Raw genomic sequence first — 17,766 nt, 5'->3', positions numbered from 1 at the left:
TTCCTCCATAGATTGATTTGTGGTGATATGAAAAACAGCCTGAATGCACATCACTTCATACACTCAAGCTGCTTCATCAGGATATTGTAGGGGATACTGCCATCCTCGGTCTTGCCGTCCATGTCAAGGACAGGGCCGGAATTAGCAGGTGGTTCTGCCGGAGGGGTCGGCTCTGCGGACGGTTTCGGGTCAGCCGGCGGTTTCTTCGGCTCAGTGTGTTTCTGGCCCACATCTTCCGACTTCACACCCAGACGGTTCAGGACGATTAGATCCATCTGACGGCTGGAGAAAAGGTGCCCTGCCATATCCTTCTGGAACGGCTTCTTTTCTTCGCCCTCGCCCGGTTCACTGTCAGGGTCTTCTTCCGGTTTCTCCGGGTCTGCCGGGTCACTGTCCGGCTCCTCCTCTTTCTTTGCAAAGAGGATCTCGTCTGCAAAGCCCAGCTCCACCGCCTTCTTCGCATTCATCCAGGTCTCATTGCTCATGAGATTGGCGATGCGGGCGTGGCTGAGTCCGCTCTTTGCAGCATAGGCATTGATGATGCTCTCCTTGACCTCGGTCAGCACCTCAATGACCTTTTCCATGTCCTTGGTGTTGCCCATCGCAACGGTGCTGGGGTCATGGATCATCAGCATGGCAACAGGACTCATCTGGACAGTATCACCAGCCATTGCCACAACGGATGCAGCAGATGCCGCAATCGCATCGATCTTGACCGTGATGCTGCCCTTGTAGTCCTTAAGCATGGTATAGATCTCGGCAGCGGCGAACACATTGCCGCCCGGAGAGTTGATCCAGACGGTCACATCCCCCTCACCGGATTCCAGCTCATCCCGGAACATCTGCGGCGTGATCTCATCACCCCAGAATGATTCCTCATCGATGGGACCTTCCAGCCGGAGGATTCTGGTATCATCACTGTTTTTGATCCAGTTCCAGAATTTCTTCATCGGGTTCTCCTTCCATTTTTCCGTGGCTTACTCTCACTCAGCCGGTTATCGCTGTCAGGTTCTTCTTCCGGGTCGGGCTGTGTTTCTTTCGGCTGATTCTGCTGGACTGCGGCAGCTTTATTCTGCTGCGCCACCCCTGCATCTTTCAGCTTCACATAGCCGCCGTTCAGGTAGTAGTCGTCACCGCCCTCTTCTGCCGGGATGAGGTCCATGTTCTCCAGACGATGCACATCATTCGGAGAAAGGAAGCCGTTGCTGATGCCGGTCGCATAACCGTTCATCCGGCTCTGGTAATCGCCACGGAGCAAACCATCCACATTGAATTTCGGGAAGTAGGTATCCTGCTCCTCCTCCAACAGCAGATCTTTGATGATGCCCTGCTCGATGCGGACAAGCCACGGAGTCAGGGAGTGCATCACGAAGTTCAGCGACTGGTATTCAATGTTGGAGAATGTGGCTCTGGACAGATCGGCTACCAGATGCGGAGGCACACGGAAGATGCGGCAGATCTCCGTCACGGAAAACTGCTTCGTTTCCAAAAACTGGCTGTCTTCCGGCGGCAGGGAAATCGGTTTGTAGGCCATGCCCTCTTCCAGCACTGCCACACGATGGGCGTTCGCTGCGCCACCATAAGCCGCTTCCCAGCTATCCCGGATACGGTTCGGGTCTTTCACAACGCCGGGATGTTCCAGCACACCACTGGGCTGTGCGCCGTTCTTGAAGAAAGAAGAACCGTACTTATCCACCGCAATGGAAGTACCGAGGCTGTTCTTCATCATGGCGATCGGTGAGAAACCGATCAGACCATTAAACCCAAGCCCCGGCACATGGAAGATCTCGTCCCGGCGAAAGTAGAGATCTTTGTTCTGCTCTCCCGGAACTTCATCCGTGTAGGCGTGGTAGATATAGTAGAGCTCGCCACTCTCATCTCGGTCGACTTCGACATTTTCCGGCAAAAGCGGATACAGCCCCAGCACCGTGTTCTTGCCATCCCGGACGATCTGTGCGTAAGCGTTGCCCCAGAGGAGCAGGTGGGTCATCAGTGTTTCCCAGAAGACAAAGGATGTCATCTCCGGGTTGGGCTGGCGATACAGGATCTTGTACAGTGGATGATCCCGTGCCTTTTCCTTGTTGCCGTTGTCGTCTGTCACACGGTAGAGATGCAGCGGCAGTGCCGCAATGGACTCTGCCAGCAAACGGACACAGGCATACACAGTCGGGATCTGCATGGCTGCTTTCTCATCCACCTGCTCCCCGGCATTGGAGCGGCCAAACACAAAGGTCTGCCCGGAATCGCGGACGTTATCCGTGACCTTCGGCAGACCTTCTTTTGGCTGTTCTGTTTTGGGAGAATCCCTTGGATTCTCAAACCCCATCCATTCCCAGAATCCCATTAAGCCTTATCCCCCTTTTCCAGTTCCGGCAGACCGGCAAGGCTGGTACCGAGGGACGCAACACCTGCCACGATCACTGCACTACCGACCGCCATCCAGTCCACCGTGCCGCCGGGCATCTGTGTCACAACCAGAGCCGCGCCGGTCTGGAACATCGTCTTTGCAGCACGGATGCCGGCTGCCTTCCACCATTCTGCACTCATCAGATACTTCATTGTGTTTTCCTCCATATTCTTCATATCAAAAAACGATCATGTCACGCTCATCGTAGACGCTTCCCTGCTGCTGTCCTTCGTTTCGGATGCAACGGTCCAGTGCCATGATCGCAGCGACGATACCATCGATCTTCTCCGGCGACTTCGCCTTGGTCGGCTTGATGTTGCCCGCCGGGTCGGTATCCACGACCACATTCCCCGCCATCCATGCCATGACCGGATTGCCGCCGTGGATGATCCTGCCTTCCATCAGGAGCTTGTAGAACTCCTTGGTAGGCGGGCTCATATCTTTGAAGCCCTGTCCGAAAGGAACTACCGTGAAGCCCATCCCTTCAAGGTTCTGGGTCATCTGCACGGCTCCCCATCGGTCAAAGGCAATCTCCAGAATGTGATAAGTCTTGCCCAGCTCCTCGATGACTTTTTCGATAAAGCCGTAGTGGATGACATTTCCCTCGGTCGCCATCAGGTAGCCCTGCTGATACCAGACATCATACGGAACGGATGCCCTGCGCACACGCTGGGGGATCGTGTCCTCCGGTATCCAGAAGAACGGAAGCATGATGTATTTCTCCTCTGGAACTCTGGGCGGGAACATCAGCACAAAAGCCGTGATGTCTCCGGTACTGGACAAGTCCAGTCCGCCATAGCAGTCACGGCCCTTGAGGGCTTCCATATCGATTGGCTGGTTTCCGAGGTTGTAGATGTGTTCCGGGATAAATCTCGTCAGCGAGGACACCCACATATTCAGACGAAGCTGCTTGAATACATTCTCCTCTGCCGGGTTATCCAATGCTTCCTGATACGCATCCCGGACACGCTGGATCTGGATGGTCTGTCCGAGAGAGGGATTGGCTTTATACCAGTTGGCTTCATCGTGCCAGTCATCTTCATCTGTCAGACCATAGACCACGGGGTAAAAGGTGTGGTCGATCTTACGTCCGGCCAACAGGTCAAGTGCCTTCATGTGGAGTTCGTAACAGATGCTCTCCTTGTCCGTGCCGGCCGTGGTGATTAAAAAGAACAGAGGCTGTTCACGGGCATCACCGGAACCTTTGGTAAGGACATCGTAGAGTTTTCGGTTTGGCTGGGCATGAACCTCATCCAGAACAAGACCTGACACGTTCAGGCCGTGCTTCGTGCCTACTTCGGCAGACAGGACTTGATAAAATCCTACGTTCCCGTAGTTCACGATTCGCTTGGTGGCTGCCATGATCTTGCACCGTTTCAAAAGTGCCGGGGTCATCTGCACCATCTGATGGGCAACATCAAAAACGATGGATGCCTGCTGGCGGTCAGCTGCAGCGCCATAGACTTCGGCAGACGGCTCGTTATCGGCAAAAAGCAGATACAAGGCCACCGCAGCGGCAAGCTCAGATTTGCCGTTCTTCTTGCCGATTTCGACATAAGCCGTGCGGAACTGACGGTTCCCTTTTTCGTCCACGATGCCGAACACATCCCGGATGATCTGCTCCTGCCAAGGAAGCAGCCAGAACCGTTTACCCGCCCACTTGCCTTTGGTATGGCGCAGGTTCTCAATAAAGGTCACTGCCCGGTCTGCTTTTGCCGCATCGTAGTGGCAAGTCGGAAGCATGAACCGGCTGGGTTTGTAGTCCTTCAGTTTCGGATAGTTTTTCGGTCTGCACTCTGCCATCAGCTACCACCTCCTCCCAGCAGATTCTCCATCTCATCGGCTGCGTCCGCGGGACCGCCGTCCGAAGCAATGATCCGGCTTCGGGAGGACGGGGTCAGACCGAACTGCTCTGCGAACTTATTCATGATCTTCAAATAGGTCTGGGCGATAGATACCTGCGGCACTTGCTGCCAGTACCCAGACGGGGTCTTGACGATGGTGCCGTGCTGGGTGATGAACTCCTCTGCCTCTTTCCATCGGGCATACGCCTGACAGTAACCGGCAAAGGCAGCCATATCCACCTCGGTCAGGATGCCGATGGCTTCCATCTGTTTGGCAAGTCTGCGCCATTCTTTCTTCGCTTCCGGCTCCAGCCACTTCGGACAGGCCGGTGCTTTCTTGTTGGGCTTCGGTTCGCTGGTATTCAGCGGATGCTTGCCCGGATTGCCTTCCAGTTCCTTCATGGCGGTGGGCTTTGGTTTTCTGCCTCTGGTAGCCATTGGCATCTCCTCCCTTCTGCAAAAATGGGTAAAGAAAAAGGACCTCCGAAGAAGTCCTTGTAATCTATATAAAACACATCGGATACGAGGCACAGCCCCTTTTCGGGGCGTGTACCTTTTGGGTGCTGTTAGGCGTTGGGGTTGGCTTCCTTCCAAGCCTCGTACTCATCGACCAGCTCCGCTTCCTCGATAACCTGCCAGACGCTGCAGAAGCGGCTTCTTTGCTGCTCGATTTCCTCTGCCCTCCAGTCTTCCGGCTTGCGGCTCATGTCGTGGTAGGCATCCATCTCCGCTTTCGTTCGGAAGAAAAGGATCTGCTTCAGCTTCAGCGTTTCCTCATTGTTCCGCAGGCTGTACCGCTTGTCCTCTGCTGCCCTGCAAAGGCTTCCGAGGTCGCTGCAGCTGAGGGTCATGTCCTGCTTGAAGGCGATCTCGATGCCAATCAGCTTCTTCTCGGTGTCGGCTTCCTGAATGTTCTTAAGGTAGGTTTTTGCTTTGTTCGTCATGGTCTGTATCCTCCGTGTGTTTGTTTTCCGTAGGGCTTTCCCCTTCGTTGTGACTGTATATTACCGTCACCGTCCGGATATAGCAAGCGGCTATGCTACACAATCATACACACACCTTTTTGTCATATTTATGTGTATTTTCACACCGGAAGAATCCACTACTACGAGCAAAAGCTCCCGAAGGAACTCTGCCCTTTTTTCAGTGTGCGTTCCTGATGCACCACTCGATTGCGTGTCCGGCATCCGTGTAAGTTTCTTCGGAAATCTTCAGAAGCTCCAGCCGGCACTCAATCGGTGACCAGCCTTCCTCTGGGTCTTCCACAAAGCCGTATACCGCTCCCTCCAGCATGCCATTCCAGTTCATCTGGGCAACCAAAACCCGGTCACCGAACTGCATGATGCTGTCGTAGCAAGGTCTGAGTCTGTCGTAGAAGCCCTCGATGCTGATGTTGTTTTCTGGGAAGTCGATCAAATGCTTTTTCATGGTGAATTCCTCCGTGTTTTCGTTATTCCCTTGGGGCTTTCCCCTTTCGGTATGTGCATATTACCGTCAGGTGCAAAGGATAGCAAGCGGCTAAACCACACAATCTTCTGCCCGGAATACCAAGCAGAATGTACATCACTCTTCGTCCTGCTCCATGAGTTCCACAATGGTATCGTAGAAGAACTGCGGGTCATATGCCAGCGGTTCCCGTCCGGCTTCCTTATCCATCCTGATCTGGTCTTCCACCATATCCTCGGCATCCTCCAGCGTGAAGGCATCCTTATCGCTGTCATCCATGTGGTTGTAGATTTCCACGATGACATCCATCATCCGTTCTTCCATGTGCTTCTCCTCCTGGTGCGTCCACGCCGTCACATCTGCCCCTGTCTGGGGCGTTGTCGATTTATTCGGATTGTTTTGCCACCCGTGGCACAAGCCCCTGTGTGGGGCTGTGTCGGGGGCTGTCGCTTTATCTGCTCATCCGTCCCAGCAGGTAGGCTTCTTCCATTGCTTTCTGGATGCCCCAGACCGGAACCTCAATGAAATCCTCGCTGTCATTGTCGCGGGCTTCGAGGTCGCCCCGGCTGTCTACCGATGCCATCAGGCGCTTGGCGATCTCCAGCAGGGCTTTTTCTTCTTCCTTGGTGATGTTCTTCTTCATGGTGGTTTCCTCCGTTTTTCTTGGTTTTCCGTTTCGGTATGTGCATATTACCGTCTATGTCACACACTATCAAGCGGCTATACTACACAAATATGTTCCCTTGGAACTGTGCGTATTACGGCAGAAGAAAAGGGCTGCCGTTTCCGGCAAGCCCCGTGTGTGTTTCTGGCTTAGTAGTCTTCTTCCTCGTCGTAGTCCTCTTCGTCCCAGTCATCTTCCTCCTCATCCCAGCTGTCATCCTGGTCTTCTTCCTCATCTTTGAAGTCCCACATATCTTCAGTCGGCTGGTTTCTAAGGTCTGGATTCTGCTCGACATAGTCGGCTACCGCTCCGCAAAGGATGTCCATGACCTTTTCGTAGGCGTCCTCGCTGAAGATCTCCCAAAGCCCTGCGGTCAGGCTGCTGACCTCTGCGTTTCCCTTTGCAATCAGGAATCGGGCTGCCGGGTTGCAGGTCTCCTTGCCGTAGGCAATGTTCACCATGTCACCATCGTTGTAAAAGCGGTAGGCGATGCGGCTCATCGCCCTTACCAGCTCCCCTGCGAGGCTGTCTGCCTTGCCCGTCTCCGGTACCAGTTCCTTGAAAAGTTTATTGATGCGGTCTTCGTTCTTCGTCATTGTCGTATCCTCCGTTTTTGTTGTTTCCCTTGGGGCTGTTCCCCTTTCGGTGACTGTATATTACCGTCACCTTGGAACACTATCAAGCGGCTAAACCACACGATCTTTTAACCCTGTAATTGTCATATTTATGTGCTTTTCATACCAGCTTTCGGAAGACAGACACGAGCAAAAGGCTGGTCATTTCCAGCCCCTTGCGCCTGTCGGTCTTGCCTTTAGCGGATGATTTCGAGGTAGCTTACGTTGCCCCAGCAGTCCGTTCCCTTGAAGCAGATGCGCTTTTCGTTCTCCCTGTCGATGGTAAATTTCCGCAGGAGCTTCATCTTCTGAATGCGGTTCAGAAGGTCCTTGCCGTTCTTCGCATCCTCAACGGCATCCCTGATCTCGACCACCGTGCTGTCGCTTCCGTACCAAAGGTTGCTGAGTGCCTCCGGGATTCCGTTCGCAAGGTAAAGGTTGATTTTTGTGTAGGTCATGTTTTTTGTTCCCCTTTCGTTTTGGTAGCTGTATATTACCGTCACTGCCGGATACTATCAAGCGGCTAAAGTACACGATCATCTGCACCCTGATCTGGTGGATTTATGTGTTTATCCGGGGAGGTTTTACTCCCCGTTTTCTTAGCTGAACATCTCTGCTGTGTCGTCATCGATCCAAAGGTGCATGCCGTCTGCTTCCATGATCGCATGGTCTTCATGAACCTCGGTGATGATTCCTTCCCGGCTTCCGCTTCCATCAAATTCGTTCCAGTGCCATGTTGTCTTTCTCCCTTTTTTCCATGTTCTCCAATCAGCCATTCTGCTGTCCTCCTTTGCTTTTTGTAGCTGTATATTACCGTCACTGCCCTGTGATAGCAAGTCCATAAAACGTCATATTATCAACGATCTTCCCCCTTCATGTTTGGTACATATATGACCCCTGATTGACTTGCTATATATGTGTTTCTGCGGCATTATACACACAACGAAAGCAAAGAAAACCAAACAAAAAACGGAGGACAAAAACCATGAAAAAGACCATTACAGAAGTTGAAACCGCAATCGAAAACCGCATCGCAGAGCTTGAAGAAGAATACGAGCTGGACATTTACGACCGCAACGACATCCGAGAAGAAGAATACCAGAAAGCCGGATGGCGGCACGACCCTTTCCCAGAGGAGCTTGAGGAAGAAGCCGAAGAAGAGGAAGAGGATTGACACTACCACAGCATGGAGGAACGGCTGAACGAGGTCGGCATGAGCATGAGGGATTTCTTCTAAGGAATCCCCAGAGGCTCCCCAGCAGAGGCTGGGGTTCTGCCTCGTATCCCCCGTTTTGGTTTGGTATGATACACAAAACCGCTGCCAGATGTTTGTGTACATTATGGCGGCGGTTCTCCTTGCTATCGTTGCTTTATAGAGGTAAAATACAGTAAACTGAAAGGGGGTTCTCATTCTTTTGAGGCCCCCATTTTCCGTCTAATCGGCTTCGCCCTGCATTGCCTGATGCATCACCCTGCGGTTATGCGCTCTGGCTTTCTTTTTCAGATCCCTTTTCCATCTGCGGATGGTCACCGCCTTGCAGTGATTTCTCGACCATTCGTATTCATCCAGAATGTATCTGCCGCCGTGTTCCCTCTCGCCATACGCAGGCATCTTTCTGTGTCCCATAGGCTCCTCCTGTTAAACCAAGCCCTCCCGGTCTTTTCTGGCCGAGAGGGTATTTTTCTGATTGTTGTATCTTATTCCGGCTTCGTTCCGTCATCCATCTGGATGACCGCCATCTGTCCGAACATGCTGACAAATGCCTCCGGCACCCAGAAGCGTTCCGTGTACTTGCGGATGAAGTCTTCCGACAGCTCTGCAAAATCTTCCTCTCCCAATCCGCAGATGAAGAAGTTTCCCTTGATGGGCTGCTCCAGCTCCGGAATGTACCGGCTGAACGGCTTCTCAGTGAACATCCCATTGTCGTCCGTTACCAGTGCCACGGCATCCGCTTCCCACGGGTACGTGGCTGTGATGCAGTCGCAGTCGAGGATGCGGTAGAACTCTTTCAGGGAGTTTTCAATGTCCACCACATGCGGATGCTCCATCGGTTTGATCAGAAGGACTTTCATTCGACCCAGCCCCCTTTCACGATTGCCCAGTCTGCAAGCTGCATCTTCTGCTGTCCACCCCATGCAATGTCCTCTAACGCTTCCTCCGTTCCGCAGCGGTTGCAGATTTGGATGTCCGCCCTTCGGCTGAGTGCCTGCTGCTGATGGTCGTAGCAGTCGGGCTTTGCTCCGCACCTGGGGCAACGTGGGCCGGTCTGTCGCGTTTTACCAAGGCGGTCGAGCGACACCTTGACCTCGGTTTCCGAAGCCACACGGTGGCAACTGTCCGCACCGTAAGCAACGTTCAGATGGCTTCCGGTATCCCAGCTCACTAAGATGTTTCCGGCATCATCGACCCCGTTGCAGGTTCCCTGCGTTCCGATGGGCGTTGCCTGCCTGTCATCCATCTCATCGAGGACGATCCGGCATCCGACCGGGAATTCTGCCCGAAGGCGTTCGACTGTTTTCTGATCTGCGAAATTCATGCCTGCACCTCCTCGATCATCTTCTGGGCGGCATCCTTATCCATGCACTCCTTCAGTGCACCTTCGAGGATGTGCATCGGGAAGTGGAATGCCTTGTAGCCGTCATGCAAAACTTTGTAGTAATACCGGCTCGGTGCGCGATGTCCGAAGTCGTTCTCCATGATGTAGACCATTGCGGTCACCATCTCCGGCTCTGCCCCTTCCCGGAGCAGTTCGATGTTCAGGTCTTCCTTGCGGTAGTAGTTCGGGTAGCCCTCATAGAGGTCGAGGTTCTCTTCGTCCCTTTCCGAGATCTCCCACACCAGAACCGGCGTGTTCTTCTTCGGGTTCGGTGCGATGGTAGCGCAGCCTCGGAACAAAAGCTCCCAGCCTGCCAGCACCGCCTGTCCTGCTATTTTTGCATCCGGACACCGGTATGCCATCTGCTCCACCGACAGGTTGCTGCCGTAGGCGATGTAATATTTCTTGTTCTTCATTTGAATCTCTCCCTTCGGTTTTCTCCGCTCTTGTCTGGCGGTATGGTATATATCACTCTTTTGCCTTGATTTATCAAGGCCGATGAGCATCATATACTGCACAATGTTTTCTGCCTGTGATCGTGTACTTTTACACTATACGTAGTTTTTTCAGATACCGAATTGCGTCTGTTCTTCCAATGCTGGCCGCCAGGCCACGCTTCAGTGTGTCCAGCGGAAACTCCCAATCGCTGTAACCGCCACGCAGCAGGTCGAAATACTCGATGTCCGGGCAGCCAAGCTGTCTGTCCTCGTGCATCACATAGGCCATGCAGGTCTTCGGCTTCTTCATGCGGTTGCCGTTCATGTTCCAGATGGGAAGCTGGAACTGCTTTTTGTAGTAGTACCGTGGGAAGCCCTCGTACCGGTCCAGCAAAAGTTCATCATATTCTGAGAGTTTCCAAACCACGGCCGGTACACTTTCGTTGGCATCCTGCTCGATGGTTGCGTAGCTTCCGGTCTTGCTCTTCTTGAACAAAAGCCGATAGCCGTAAATCTCGGTCACACCGACTGGCACTGCGTAGGGGCATCTCCGCCCCATCCGTTCCATGTCGAGGTTACTTCCGTAGGCAAGGTAGAACTTCGATGGTGTCCGGCTGATAAGTTCAAACCGTTCATTCATCCAAACCACCGTCCTCCCTGCCCGTAAATTCCACGCCTTGGAAATCTTCTGTTCCCAGCTCAATCTGGCTGTCCTGCCACCAGTCCTCTGCCACACGCTGGGCTTCCTCGACGGTCGGCTCTTTCATTTCGGATTCGTAAACTGTGATGGTTCTCTGGTAGGTTTCAGTGATGGTCACCTTGAATGCCCTGCCCATCTGCGCATTTTCATTTTTTACCGTGCTTTTCTTCATAAAATCGCACCTCCTTCTACCACCTCAAGGGCGGTTTCCCGCCCGAAAGGTGCCCGTGCATTCCGGCTTATTTGTTCCGCCAGGATGCGTTGCCCTCCATATTCCGCAGAAGGATTTCCCTTGCCGTTGCAAATTCCTCGCCGATGAATCCCAGCCGGAGCATCCAACACCGCATTGCGTATTTGTCGTTATCTGTTTGCTGGGGTCTTGGGCTTGCCGTTCTGACCATCTTGGCAAGCTGGCTCATCGCAAGGCAAAGCTGAATGTAGGCTTTCATTTCGCCGGCGTGCAGTCCGTTGCGCTTGCCATCCGCAGGGTCTGCAAATTGGAAAAGTCGGAATTCAATGGTTCCTTTTGTGAAGGTGGCATGTAAATTCAGCATGTGGTAACGGCTTGAATTGTAGTGGGCATTCCGGTTTTCCCAGCTGGAGCCATTGCCTTCGTACCAGATGTCTTCCAGCTGGCGCATGGTAGTCGGCTTCTCACGGTTCAGTCGTTCAAGAAATCGGTGGTTGATCAGCTGGCAATACTGTCCGGTTCGAGCTGCATCGATGCGGATGGCTCTGCCAATCTGTTGTTCATGCGCCGCCATGATATTGACCAAGTTTCGGATAGTCTTTGCAGTGTGGTCGCCTTTGCCAATGTGAATGTGTACTCCGCATCCGCGGCTTGGACCACTCTTTGCTCCCGCCTTGCGGAGCAACCGAATGATATCCTGCAGGGGTTCGATGTCGTCGTAGGTGAGAATCGGGGTGACCAGTTCGCATTTTTCTGCGTCCGGTCCGTAGATACTCACATCCCTCTGGAATTTCCAAACCCTGCCCTGCTGGTCTTTGCAAGCCCAGCTGTAATATCCGTACTCGCCGGCTGCGTTCCATGCTCTGGTTCCGAAGTACTCAGCGACCTTTCTTGCCGCCTTTTCTCTGGTGATGTTGTTCATCTCGATCTCAACTCCGATGGTCTGGTTCTTCATGGCTTCAATCTGCTCTCTTGTTTTATCGTTCATGGTATGTTCTCCTTTGTTTTTTCCTTGTTTTCCCTTTCGGTATGTGCATATTACCGTCAGGTGCGGATAATAGCAAGAATATAAAAGAACATATATTCGACAAATATTGAGAGGAATGATCGTGTACATTTCTGCAGTTTATCCGCTTGATAATGTACATTTTCAGAGCTAATATCAGTACAATGGAAGAGGGTCTCGCATATTTTCCGGCCCCCACTGGGGGCTTGAGAGCTTACGCTCCCGCCTCCAGCATCTGCGCCGTGTCTGCCCCACAGCCGAGCTGTGTCGGCTCGGCATCTGCTGATGCAATCGTTTCCCCAGCGGAGGCACTGCCCTCCTGTGCCACCTGTTTCGCGGCTTTCAGGGCATCCCGTTTTGCCTTTTCCCTTGCAAGGAACTTCTGTGCTTCCTCATCCGTGCGGAAAGCCGCATGGCCGGAAAGGTTCTCCATCAAGATCTTTCTGGTCTGCTTGAAGTCCGGGCCATTCATGCCAAGGCGCAGAAGCCAAGTTCGCAAAGCGTATTTCTCATTGGAATCGTTCACCTCTTTTGCCTGAATCCGCTTCTGGCTGATAGCCTGCTGGTTCATCAGAATCGCAAGGTGTCCGAATGCAGTCAGGTGGTCATAATCCGGTGCCGTCGGGAAACCTGTAAAGGTAACTTTCTCATCTGTGATCGTCAAGCCTTCCAAGGAAGCACCATGCTGTTCTTCATACTCTTTGAGCGCATGAATGAAATTTGCTACCGCATAAGTGCAGCTGTCATCCTTCAAGGCATCCACCAACCCCTTATCGGCAAGGAAAATGCCGTCCGTTGCCTTGCTGATGAGTTCCCCTCTGCTGTAGATCAGATTGACCAGGTTGCGAAGCGATACGCCGTTATGCTGACTAATCGGGAAAGAAAAATCCGCATCCAGAGGGATTGCTTCCTCTGCCACAGGCTGCTCCCCACCTTCTTCCGATGGGATTTGCTCTGCACTCTCCATTTCGGATTCCCCATCTTCCTCGGCTTCTTCTGAATCCCCTTCACAGGTCTCCTGCTCATTTGGATGTACTGCAGGAATCATCTGGACACCCTCGGCAAGGTCTACCGCAGGCTGTTCGTCTGCAGTTCCCTGCAAAGTCTCTGCATCCACATCCTCGCCGCCGCGGATCAGACCTTCGTTCATCAGCGTGGTCAGCAATTCCAGATCTGCATTTTCCGCCTCCACCAGCAGGTTGCCATCCCGGTCAATGGTGTAATTTCCGATGTCATACGCATACCGAGGCGCCTTGGTATAGTAAGGATGGATGCCTGTCAGCTCCTCCATCCGCTTTGCCAGTGTTTTGCGCTCCTCTACATTTAGTTCAAACTTCAACATAATTCATCGCTCCTTTTTCGTTATTTTGTTTTTGTGCATCCCGATGTTTTTTCGGTAGCACATATATCACTCTGAACCGGGCAAATAGCAAGTCCATTTCCGAATAATCTTTATGTTCGACCCTTTACACAATGAGATGCTAACTCATTTGTGTAAATAGTCCCGATATGTAAGCCCACCATATCACCGGGTCACTTTCTACCTAGTAATATAGCGGGCCATTTTATTCTTCCAGACCTGCACACCATGCGATGCCGGCCAGAACAAAAAATGCGTTGGCCAAACAAATGCCGTTACCCCAGATACGGTACTCTGCCGAATCCGTATACGGGTCAGCCAGCCATTTCCGGATCTGCTTCTCCGTCTTCGGCTTCTTGGCATGGGTCACGATCTTGCGGTGCGTTTCAAACACATCTGTCCAGAACGCCAGCTCTTCCTCGGTCGGATTCTCCGTTCCAAGGTCTCTGCACCACCAGTCCGGGAAGCCCTGCAGTCTGGCACACTCGGTCGGTGTAAGGCGGCGGACGGTGTAGGTCACAGGGGTGGACTGTGCCTCCGGGTTGTCGATGACCAGACGGTCATTGAAAGCATCCTGCCCATTGAAGCCGCTGGGATGTGCCCCGGTCGCCACAGTACCAGCCACACCCTCGTTCAGATGTGGTGCCGGTGCGATGGTGGTCGGGTCTTTGTAATCCCGTGCCATCAGAGTCGGTGCGACTTCTTTTGCCACCTGCATATAGGAGCCGGTGGTCATGGCATACACATCCTCCGGTGCGCAGACTGCATGGCGGTCAGTGGCATCCAGTGTAAAGCAGACATCCTCATTGACACCATCCCCCTGTGGGCCATTCTCATCTTTGCGACCGATCATGTTGCCCTGCAGGACAAAGGTCTGCATCTGATCACTCCGGGTCGCCATCAAAGCCCCGGACTTGCCATGCAGGTCAATCAGCTCATTGCGCTGGTTCACATGGAAAGCTGTCACATCTTCCGGCTGTGCCACGAATGTCTGCTGCTTCATCCCCGGCTCTGCTGCCAGTGCCGCCGACTTATCTCCCAGATCCCGGACTTCATCCCTCTGATTCTGAGTAAAGGCGACCGGCTCTACCACACAGATGCCGCCCTGATTGCAAGTCGGGTCTCCACCGCTGCGATCCAGTGTCCGGGAGGTCTCCGCTTCATAAAAACCGCTGTGCGGATTGTCGGACATCATGGAGTGGCTGGCTTTTGAGCAGACACCATAGCATTTCGGAACGAACAGTGTCTGGTCGTTGTTGCAGCCAAGAGTGGCAGACTTTTCTTCCTGCCAGATGGCTCCCTTTCCGCCACCTTCACATCCGGAACGGATCTTTAACGTGACCGCCGGGGAGTTTTCAACATCTTTCACCTGGCTTTCCACTGAATTTTCAACAGCATCCATAACCATCGGGACATTACCGCCACCCGTACCACACCGGCTTGTCAGTGTCTGCACCTTACCATCCTCGGAAATCTTCACCCGGCTGTCAGCAGGATGATTTTCCAGTGCGATGGCGGCCGGTACGACACCAGCTCGGAGAGTCGGTGACCGCTCCTCTTCATATCCGATGCTTCTGGCATTTGCGGAATGCTCGGTACAGAAACCAGCTGCTTCCATAACACACGGGGGATGATGTGCCTCCGCACGGAGGGTGGCTGTCACTTCCTCTGTCACATCCATCCGCTCTCCGCCCTGGTCGTTCAGACAGATCCGTCCTCCTGCTCCGTTGCAGCCTGCCTCTCCAGTGCCGCTTTCAACACCGGCGGCAGCTCTTTGCCACGCACGGAAGCCCTCCGCAGAATACCGAGACAAGCCCTCGGAGTTAAATAATATTTCTGGGGCACTCTGACCTGCAAAATCTGCGACAAGGTAGATACGTTTTCGTCTTTGGGGAACGCCCCACCATTGTGCATCAAGAACTCGATATGCGACGCTCCATCCGTCTCCCACGTAGTAGTCAGCGTCGGGCCATCCTTTCTTCTCAGGCGCAGGCACCGAGGCGGCCGGTTCTTTAACACCGATGACGGCTTCGAGGACTGCTTTGAAGTCCTGTCCTTTGTTTGAGGAGAAGGCCCCTGGCACATTCTCCCACACGATAAATCTTGGTTTTTCTCCATTGGTCTTACACCTCATTTCCTTCACGATTCGGATTGCTTCGTAAAACAGACTGGACCGTGAACCATCCAGACCGTCCCGCTTACCCGCGATGGACATATCCTGACAGGGACTGCCAAAGGTGATGATGTCCACAGGCGGCAGGTCTGCGCCGCTGATGACGGATACATCTCCGTAGTGCTTCACCTGTGGTAGACGTTTGGTCGTGACCCGGATGGCAAAGGGCTCGATCTCGCTGCTCCACAGCGGAGTGATCTGCCCAGTCAGAAGACCGCCTAACGGAAACCCCCCGGAGCCATCAAAGAGGCTGCCGAGGGTCAAAGTCTTATTCTGTTCTGTGCTCATGCGGAAGCCTCCTCTCCGAGCATCTGCTCATTTGCTTTCCGGTAAAAATCTCTGGACACTTCAAATCCGTAGCTGTTGCGCCCCAGTTCTCTTGCTGCTCTCAGCGTGGAACCGCTGCCGGCGCAGGGGTCAATGACCACATCGCCCTCATCTGTAAAGGTCTCGATCAGTCGTTTCAGCACAGAGATCGGTTTCTGGGAAGGATGGATCTTCGGATATTCCTTGCCATCCCTCTTCCAGTCAAACCAGTTGAAGATCATGTGGGGCTTTCCGTCCTCACCGAGATTACGGAACTTCGGGAGCTTTCCCCGATACAGCACCAGCGCATACTCTGTTGCACCCACAATCTTCATGTTGGCTTTGAGCACCTGCGGACTGTAGTTCTTGCAGAACACCAGAGGGATATAATTCTTGAAGCCGTATTTCTCTGCTTCGGTGATCACCTTCGGGATCTGCTGGAACGCACAGAACACGATCATGCACGGCGCATCCTTCTCGCCCGTGCCGGGTTCTTTCTTCAGCAGGCGGTTGCAGAAGTGGAAATACTCTGCAATGTTGAAGGTGAAGTCGGTATTGAACGCCGCCTTCCTCGCCTTGCTGCTCTCCCCGTTTTTGTTATCGCCATCCACATACCAGTCCGGCCGGCTGGCGTAGAAATCTGTACCGATGTTGTACGGAATATCTGCGATCACCAGCTGTGCCTTGGGGATGTTATAAGACTTGAAGTTCTGGAAGTTGTCGTGAATGAGAACACATTTCACATCAGGCATCGGCATCCTCGCTTTCCGGCTCGAAGGTCGCCACCTCCTCGAACTTCAGCTTCTGCCCATCCCGGATGACATACACATCATCGTAATGACCTTCGCTGTGTTCGATGTACCGCTTCACGATCACATCCACGAACTTCGGGTCCAGCTCGATGCCCCGGCACACACGGCCGGTCTCCTCACAGGCGATCAGGGTCGAGCCGCTGCCGAGGAACGGATCGAGGACGATGCCGTTGGTCATAGTGGAATTGCGGATTGGATAGCTCATCAGGCCGATGGGCTTCATGGTCGGATGATCCTTGTTGGACTTCGGCCGGTCATACTCCCATATGGTCGTCTGCTTCCGGTCGGAATACCACTGGTGCTTCCCCTTCTGCTTCCAGCCGTAGAGACACGGTTCGTGCTGCCACTGGTAAGGACTACGGCCCAGCACCAGCGCATTCTTCTTCCAGATACAGCACCCGGACAGGTAGAACCCGGCATCCTTGAATGCCTTTCTAAAGTTCAGCCCTTCCGTATCTGCATGGAAGATGTAGATGGAACCGTCGTCTGCAAGATGGTCGTGCATCTGCTGGAACGCTGCCAGAAGGAACTGGTAGAATTCCGAATCGCCCATGTTGTCATTCATGATCTTACCGGCAGTCTCTTCCACATCCACGTTATAAGGGGGATCGGAAAGGACCAGATTTGCCTTGGTTCCGTCCATCAGGGTGTTGTAGCATTCTGCTTTGGTAGAATCACCGCACAGAACGATATGCTTTCCCAGATGCCAGAGGTCACCCTCTTTGGAGAAGCATGGCTGCTTCAACTCGGATTCCACATCGAAGTCATCTTCCTTGACCTCTTTGCTGTGGACCTTGTTGAACAGAGTCTCAATCTCAGGCGGGTCAAAACCCGTCTTTCCGAGATCGAAATCGGAATCCTCGATGTCCTTCAAAAGATCCGCCAGCAGAGAATCATCCCATGCACCCGTAATCTTGTTGAGTGCGATGTTCAGAGCTTTTTCTCTGGTCTTGTCGATGTCCACCACCGCACAAGGCACTTCTGTGTATCCCAGTTCCATTGCAACAGTCAGTCTCTGATGGCCGCCGATGATCGTCATGTCTGCATTGACCACCAAAGGATCTGCGAAGCCGAACTCCGTGATGGAGTTCTTGATTTTCTCGTACTCTTTATCCCCCGGCTTCAACTTTTTCCGGGGATTGTATGCAGCCGGCTTGAGTACGGACACCGGCAGCATCTTTAGTTCAGCAGTCGCTTTCATGTAAGCCCT

General features: G+C 53.2%; 24 protein-coding genes. 1 reads left to right on the top strand and 23 read right to left on the bottom strand.

Annotated features, from left to right (window positions below; all coding sequences use genetic code 11):
• Positions 1–50: 50 nt before the first annotated feature.
• The 12 genes from R8695_RS07495 to R8695_RS07440 all read right to left on the bottom strand — a co-directional run bounded on the left by R8695_RS07495 (position 51) and on the right by R8695_RS07440 (position 7,751).
• Positions 51–950 carry a head maturation protease, ClpP-related gene (locus R8695_RS07495; protein WP_154779904.1) on the bottom strand — a complete coding sequence of 300 codons (900 nt, stop codon included), beginning with the start codon at positions 948–950 and terminating at the stop codon, positions 51–53.
• The gene (locus R8695_RS07490) at positions 947–2,344 is read right to left on the bottom strand and encodes a phage portal protein (protein ID WP_205730793.1); all 1,398 of its coding nucleotides are present in this window, start codon (positions 2,342–2,344) and stop codon (positions 947–949) included. The genes R8695_RS07495 and R8695_RS07490 overlap by 4 nt, the downstream gene beginning before the upstream one ends.
• Entirely contained in the window at positions 2,344–2,583 is a 240-nt protein-coding gene (locus R8695_RS07485; RefSeq protein WP_243139472.1) for a holin, read from the bottom strand. The genes R8695_RS07490 and R8695_RS07485 overlap by 1 nt, the downstream gene beginning before the upstream one ends.
• Position 2,584: 1 nt before the next feature.
• The gene (locus R8695_RS07480; RefSeq protein ID WP_154780070.1) at positions 2,585–4,150 is read right to left on the bottom strand and encodes a terminase large subunit; all 1,566 of its coding nucleotides are present in this window, start codon (positions 4,148–4,150) and stop codon (positions 2,585–2,587) included.
• A gap of 59 nt (positions 4,151–4,209) precedes the next feature.
• Complete coding sequence (locus tag R8695_RS07475) at positions 4,210–4,689, bottom strand: phage terminase small subunit P27 family (protein ID WP_107000223.1); 480 nt, start codon at positions 4,687–4,689, stop codon at positions 4,210–4,212.
• Between the two features lie 128 nt (positions 4,690–4,817).
• A complete protein-coding gene (locus tag R8695_RS07470) occupies positions 4,818–5,195 on the bottom strand; it encodes a hypothetical protein (protein ID WP_154779905.1) in 378 nt (125 codons plus the stop codon).
• Between the two features lie 199 nt (positions 5,196–5,394).
• Positions 5,395–5,679, bottom strand: coding sequence for an Nmad4 family putative nucleotide modification protein (locus R8695_RS07465; protein ID WP_317676252.1), 285 nt, complete (start codon positions 5,677–5,679; stop codon positions 5,395–5,397).
• 135 nt (positions 5,680–5,814) lie between these two features.
• On the bottom strand, positions 5,815–6,021 hold the full coding sequence (locus R8695_RS07460; RefSeq protein WP_154779907.1) for a hypothetical protein: 207 nt from the start codon (positions 6,019–6,021) through the stop codon (positions 5,815–5,817).
• 127 nt (positions 6,022–6,148) lie between these two features.
• A complete protein-coding gene (locus R8695_RS07455) occupies positions 6,149–6,340 on the bottom strand; it encodes a DUF6900 domain-containing protein (protein ID WP_154779908.1) in 192 nt (63 codons plus the stop codon).
• A gap of 170 nt (positions 6,341–6,510) precedes the next feature.
• Entirely contained in the window at positions 6,511–6,957 is a 447-nt protein-coding gene (locus R8695_RS07450; protein ID WP_154779909.1) for a hypothetical protein, read from the bottom strand.
• A gap of 215 nt (positions 6,958–7,172) precedes the next feature.
• The gene (locus R8695_RS07445; protein ID WP_154779910.1) at positions 7,173–7,433 is read right to left on the bottom strand and encodes a hypothetical protein; all 261 of its coding nucleotides are present in this window, start codon (positions 7,431–7,433) and stop codon (positions 7,173–7,175) included.
• A gap of 141 nt (positions 7,434–7,574) precedes the next feature.
• Positions 7,575–7,751, bottom strand: a complete 177-nt coding sequence (locus R8695_RS07440) for a hypothetical protein (RefSeq protein WP_154779911.1) — start codon at positions 7,749–7,751, stop codon at positions 7,575–7,577.
• Positions 7,752–7,960: 209 nt separating this feature from the next.
• Here R8695_RS07440 and R8695_RS07435 point away from each other — a divergent pair, with 209 nt between their 5' ends.
• Positions 7,961–8,149 carry a hypothetical protein gene (locus tag R8695_RS07435; RefSeq protein WP_154779912.1) on the top strand — a complete coding sequence of 63 codons (189 nt, stop codon included), beginning with the start codon at positions 7,961–7,963 and terminating at the stop codon, positions 8,147–8,149.
• Positions 8,150–8,410: 261 nt separating this feature from the next.
• Here R8695_RS07435 and R8695_RS07430 read toward each other — a convergent pair whose 3' ends face one another.
• The 11 genes from R8695_RS07430 to R8695_RS07380 form a co-directional block, all read right to left on the bottom strand.
• Positions 8,411–8,602, bottom strand: coding sequence for a hypothetical protein (locus R8695_RS07430; protein WP_107000231.1), 192 nt, complete (start codon positions 8,600–8,602; stop codon positions 8,411–8,413).
• A gap of 71 nt (positions 8,603–8,673) precedes the next feature.
• On the bottom strand, positions 8,674–9,111 hold the full coding sequence (locus R8695_RS07425) for a DUF3846 domain-containing protein (protein ID WP_154779913.1): 438 nt from the start codon (positions 9,109–9,111) through the stop codon (positions 8,674–8,676).
• On the bottom strand, positions 9,045–9,512 hold the full coding sequence (locus R8695_RS07420; protein WP_154779914.1) for a DUF4314 domain-containing protein: 468 nt from the start codon (positions 9,510–9,512) through the stop codon (positions 9,045–9,047). The genes R8695_RS07425 and R8695_RS07420 overlap by 67 nt, the downstream gene beginning before the upstream one ends.
• Entirely contained in the window at positions 9,509–9,988 is a 480-nt protein-coding gene (locus R8695_RS07415) for a gamma-glutamylcyclotransferase family protein (protein WP_154779915.1), read from the bottom strand. Before R8695_RS07415 ends, R8695_RS07420 begins: the two co-directional genes overlap by 4 nt.
• Before the next feature lie 130 nt (positions 9,989–10,118).
• On the bottom strand, positions 10,119–10,649 hold the full coding sequence (locus tag R8695_RS07410) for a gamma-glutamylcyclotransferase family protein (RefSeq protein ID WP_154779916.1): 531 nt from the start codon (positions 10,647–10,649) through the stop codon (positions 10,119–10,121).
• Positions 10,642–10,881 carry a DpnD/PcfM family protein gene (locus R8695_RS07405; RefSeq protein ID WP_154779917.1) on the bottom strand — a complete coding sequence of 80 codons (240 nt, stop codon included), beginning with the start codon at positions 10,879–10,881 and terminating at the stop codon, positions 10,642–10,644. Before R8695_RS07405 ends, R8695_RS07410 begins: the two co-directional genes overlap by 8 nt.
• A gap of 67 nt (positions 10,882–10,948) precedes the next feature.
• Positions 10,949–11,887: an amidoligase family protein gene (locus tag R8695_RS07400; RefSeq protein ID WP_154779918.1), complete on the bottom strand. Its 939-nt coding sequence runs from the start codon at positions 11,885–11,887 to the stop codon at positions 10,949–10,951.
• A gap of 232 nt (positions 11,888–12,119) precedes the next feature.
• A complete protein-coding gene (locus tag R8695_RS07395) occupies positions 12,120–13,247 on the bottom strand; it encodes a hypothetical protein (protein ID WP_154779919.1) in 1,128 nt (375 codons plus the stop codon).
• A 223-nt stretch (positions 13,248–13,470) separates the two neighbouring features.
• Positions 13,471–15,726: a DNA cytosine methyltransferase gene (locus tag R8695_RS07390; protein WP_154779920.1), complete on the bottom strand. Its 2,256-nt coding sequence runs from the start codon at positions 15,724–15,726 to the stop codon at positions 13,471–13,473.
• The gene (locus tag R8695_RS07385) at positions 15,723–16,496 is read right to left on the bottom strand and encodes a DNA-methyltransferase (RefSeq protein WP_154779921.1); all 774 of its coding nucleotides are present in this window, start codon (positions 16,494–16,496) and stop codon (positions 15,723–15,725) included. The genes R8695_RS07390 and R8695_RS07385 overlap by 4 nt, the downstream gene beginning before the upstream one ends.
• Entirely contained in the window at positions 16,489–17,757 is a 1,269-nt protein-coding gene (locus tag R8695_RS07380; protein WP_154779922.1) for a site-specific DNA-methyltransferase, read from the bottom strand. The genes R8695_RS07385 and R8695_RS07380 overlap by 8 nt, the downstream gene beginning before the upstream one ends.
• Between the last annotated feature and the right edge of the window lie 9 nt (positions 17,758–17,766).

Origin of the sequence: Blautia luti (assembly GCF_033096465.1) — a bacterium.
GTDB lineage: Bacteria > Bacillota > Clostridia > Lachnospirales > Lachnospiraceae > Blautia_A > Blautia_A luti.
The sequence above is the reverse complement of the archived record's forward strand: the minus strand, read 5'-3'. Positions and strand labels throughout refer to the sequence as shown.

What these genes read in the sequence shown, in the direction of transcription:
- R8695_RS07470 (WP_154779905.1), bottom strand. Translation starts at nt 5,195, where the DNA reads ATGACGAACAAAGCAAAAACCTACCTTAAGAACATTCAGGAAGCCGAC.
- R8695_RS07395 (WP_154779919.1), bottom strand. Translation starts at nt 13,247, where the DNA reads ATGTTGAAGTTTGAACTAAATGTAGAGGAGCGCAAAACACTGGCAAAG.
- R8695_RS07475 (WP_107000223.1), bottom strand. Translation starts at nt 4,689, where the DNA reads ATGGCTACCAGAGGCAGAAAACCAAAGCCCACCGCCATGAAGGAACTG.
- R8695_RS07495 (WP_154779904.1), bottom strand. Translation starts at nt 950, where the DNA reads ATGAAGAAATTCTGGAACTGGATCAAAAACAGTGATGATACCAGAATC.
- R8695_RS07400 (WP_154779918.1), bottom strand. Translation starts at nt 11,887, where the DNA reads ATGAACGATAAAACAAGAGAGCAGATTGAAGCCATGAAGAACCAGACC.
- R8695_RS07415 (WP_154779915.1), bottom strand. Translation starts at nt 9,988, where the DNA reads ATGAAGAACAAGAAATATTACATCGCCTACGGCAGCAACCTGTCGGTG.
- R8695_RS07440 (WP_154779911.1), bottom strand. Translation starts at nt 7,751, where the DNA reads ATGGCTGATTGGAGAACATGGAAAAAAGGGAGAAAGACAACATGGCAC.
- R8695_RS07485 (WP_243139472.1), bottom strand. Translation starts at nt 2,583, where the DNA reads ATGAAGAATATGGAGGAAAACACAATGAAGTATCTGATGAGTGCAGAA.
- R8695_RS07455 (WP_154779908.1), bottom strand. Translation starts at nt 6,340, where the DNA reads ATGAAGAAGAACATCACCAAGGAAGAAGAAAAAGCCCTGCTGGAGATC.
- R8695_RS07465 (WP_317676252.1), bottom strand. Translation starts at nt 5,679, where the DNA reads ATGAAAAAGCATTTGATCGACTTCCCAGAAAACAACATCAGCATCGAG.
- R8695_RS07410 (WP_154779916.1), bottom strand. Translation starts at nt 10,649, where the DNA reads ATGAATGAACGGTTTGAACTTATCAGCCGGACACCATCGAAGTTCTAC.
- R8695_RS07450 (WP_154779909.1), bottom strand. Translation starts at nt 6,957, where the DNA reads ATGACGAAGAACGAAGACCGCATCAATAAACTTTTCAAGGAACTGGTA.
- R8695_RS07460 (WP_154779907.1), bottom strand. Translation starts at nt 6,021, where the DNA reads ATGGAAGAACGGATGATGGATGTCATCGTGGAAATCTACAACCACATG.
- R8695_RS07490 (WP_205730793.1), bottom strand. Translation starts at nt 2,344, where the DNA reads ATGGGATTCTGGGAATGGATGGGGTTTGAGAATCCAAGGGATTCTCCC.
- R8695_RS07425 (WP_154779913.1), bottom strand. Translation starts at nt 9,111, where the DNA reads ATGGGGTGGACAGCAGAAGATGCAGCTTGCAGACTGGGCAATCGTGAA.
- R8695_RS07390 (WP_154779920.1), bottom strand. Translation starts at nt 15,726, where the DNA reads ATGAGCACAGAACAGAATAAGACTTTGACCCTCGGCAGCCTCTTTGAT.
- R8695_RS07405 (WP_154779917.1), bottom strand. Translation starts at nt 10,881, where the DNA reads ATGAAGAAAAGCACGGTAAAAAATGAAAATGCGCAGATGGGCAGGGCA.
- R8695_RS07430 (WP_107000231.1), bottom strand. Translation starts at nt 8,602, where the DNA reads ATGGGACACAGAAAGATGCCTGCGTATGGCGAGAGGGAACACGGCGGC.
- R8695_RS07480 (WP_154780070.1), bottom strand. Translation starts at nt 4,150, where the DNA reads ATGCTTCCGACTTGCCACTACGATGCGGCAAAAGCAGACCGGGCAGTG.
- R8695_RS07385 (WP_154779921.1), bottom strand. Translation starts at nt 16,496, where the DNA reads ATGCCTGATGTGAAATGTGTTCTCATTCACGACAACTTCCAGAACTTC.
- R8695_RS07380 (WP_154779922.1), bottom strand. Translation starts at nt 17,757, where the DNA reads ATGAAAGCGACTGCTGAACTAAAGATGCTGCCGGTGTCCGTACTCAAG.
- R8695_RS07420 (WP_154779914.1), bottom strand. Translation starts at nt 9,512, where the DNA reads ATGAATTTCGCAGATCAGAAAACAGTCGAACGCCTTCGGGCAGAATTC.
- R8695_RS07445 (WP_154779910.1), bottom strand. Translation starts at nt 7,433, where the DNA reads ATGACCTACACAAAAATCAACCTTTACCTTGCGAACGGAATCCCGGAG.
- R8695_RS07435 (WP_154779912.1), top strand. Translation starts at nt 7,961, where the DNA reads ATGAAAAAGACCATTACAGAAGTTGAAACCGCAATCGAAAACCGCATC.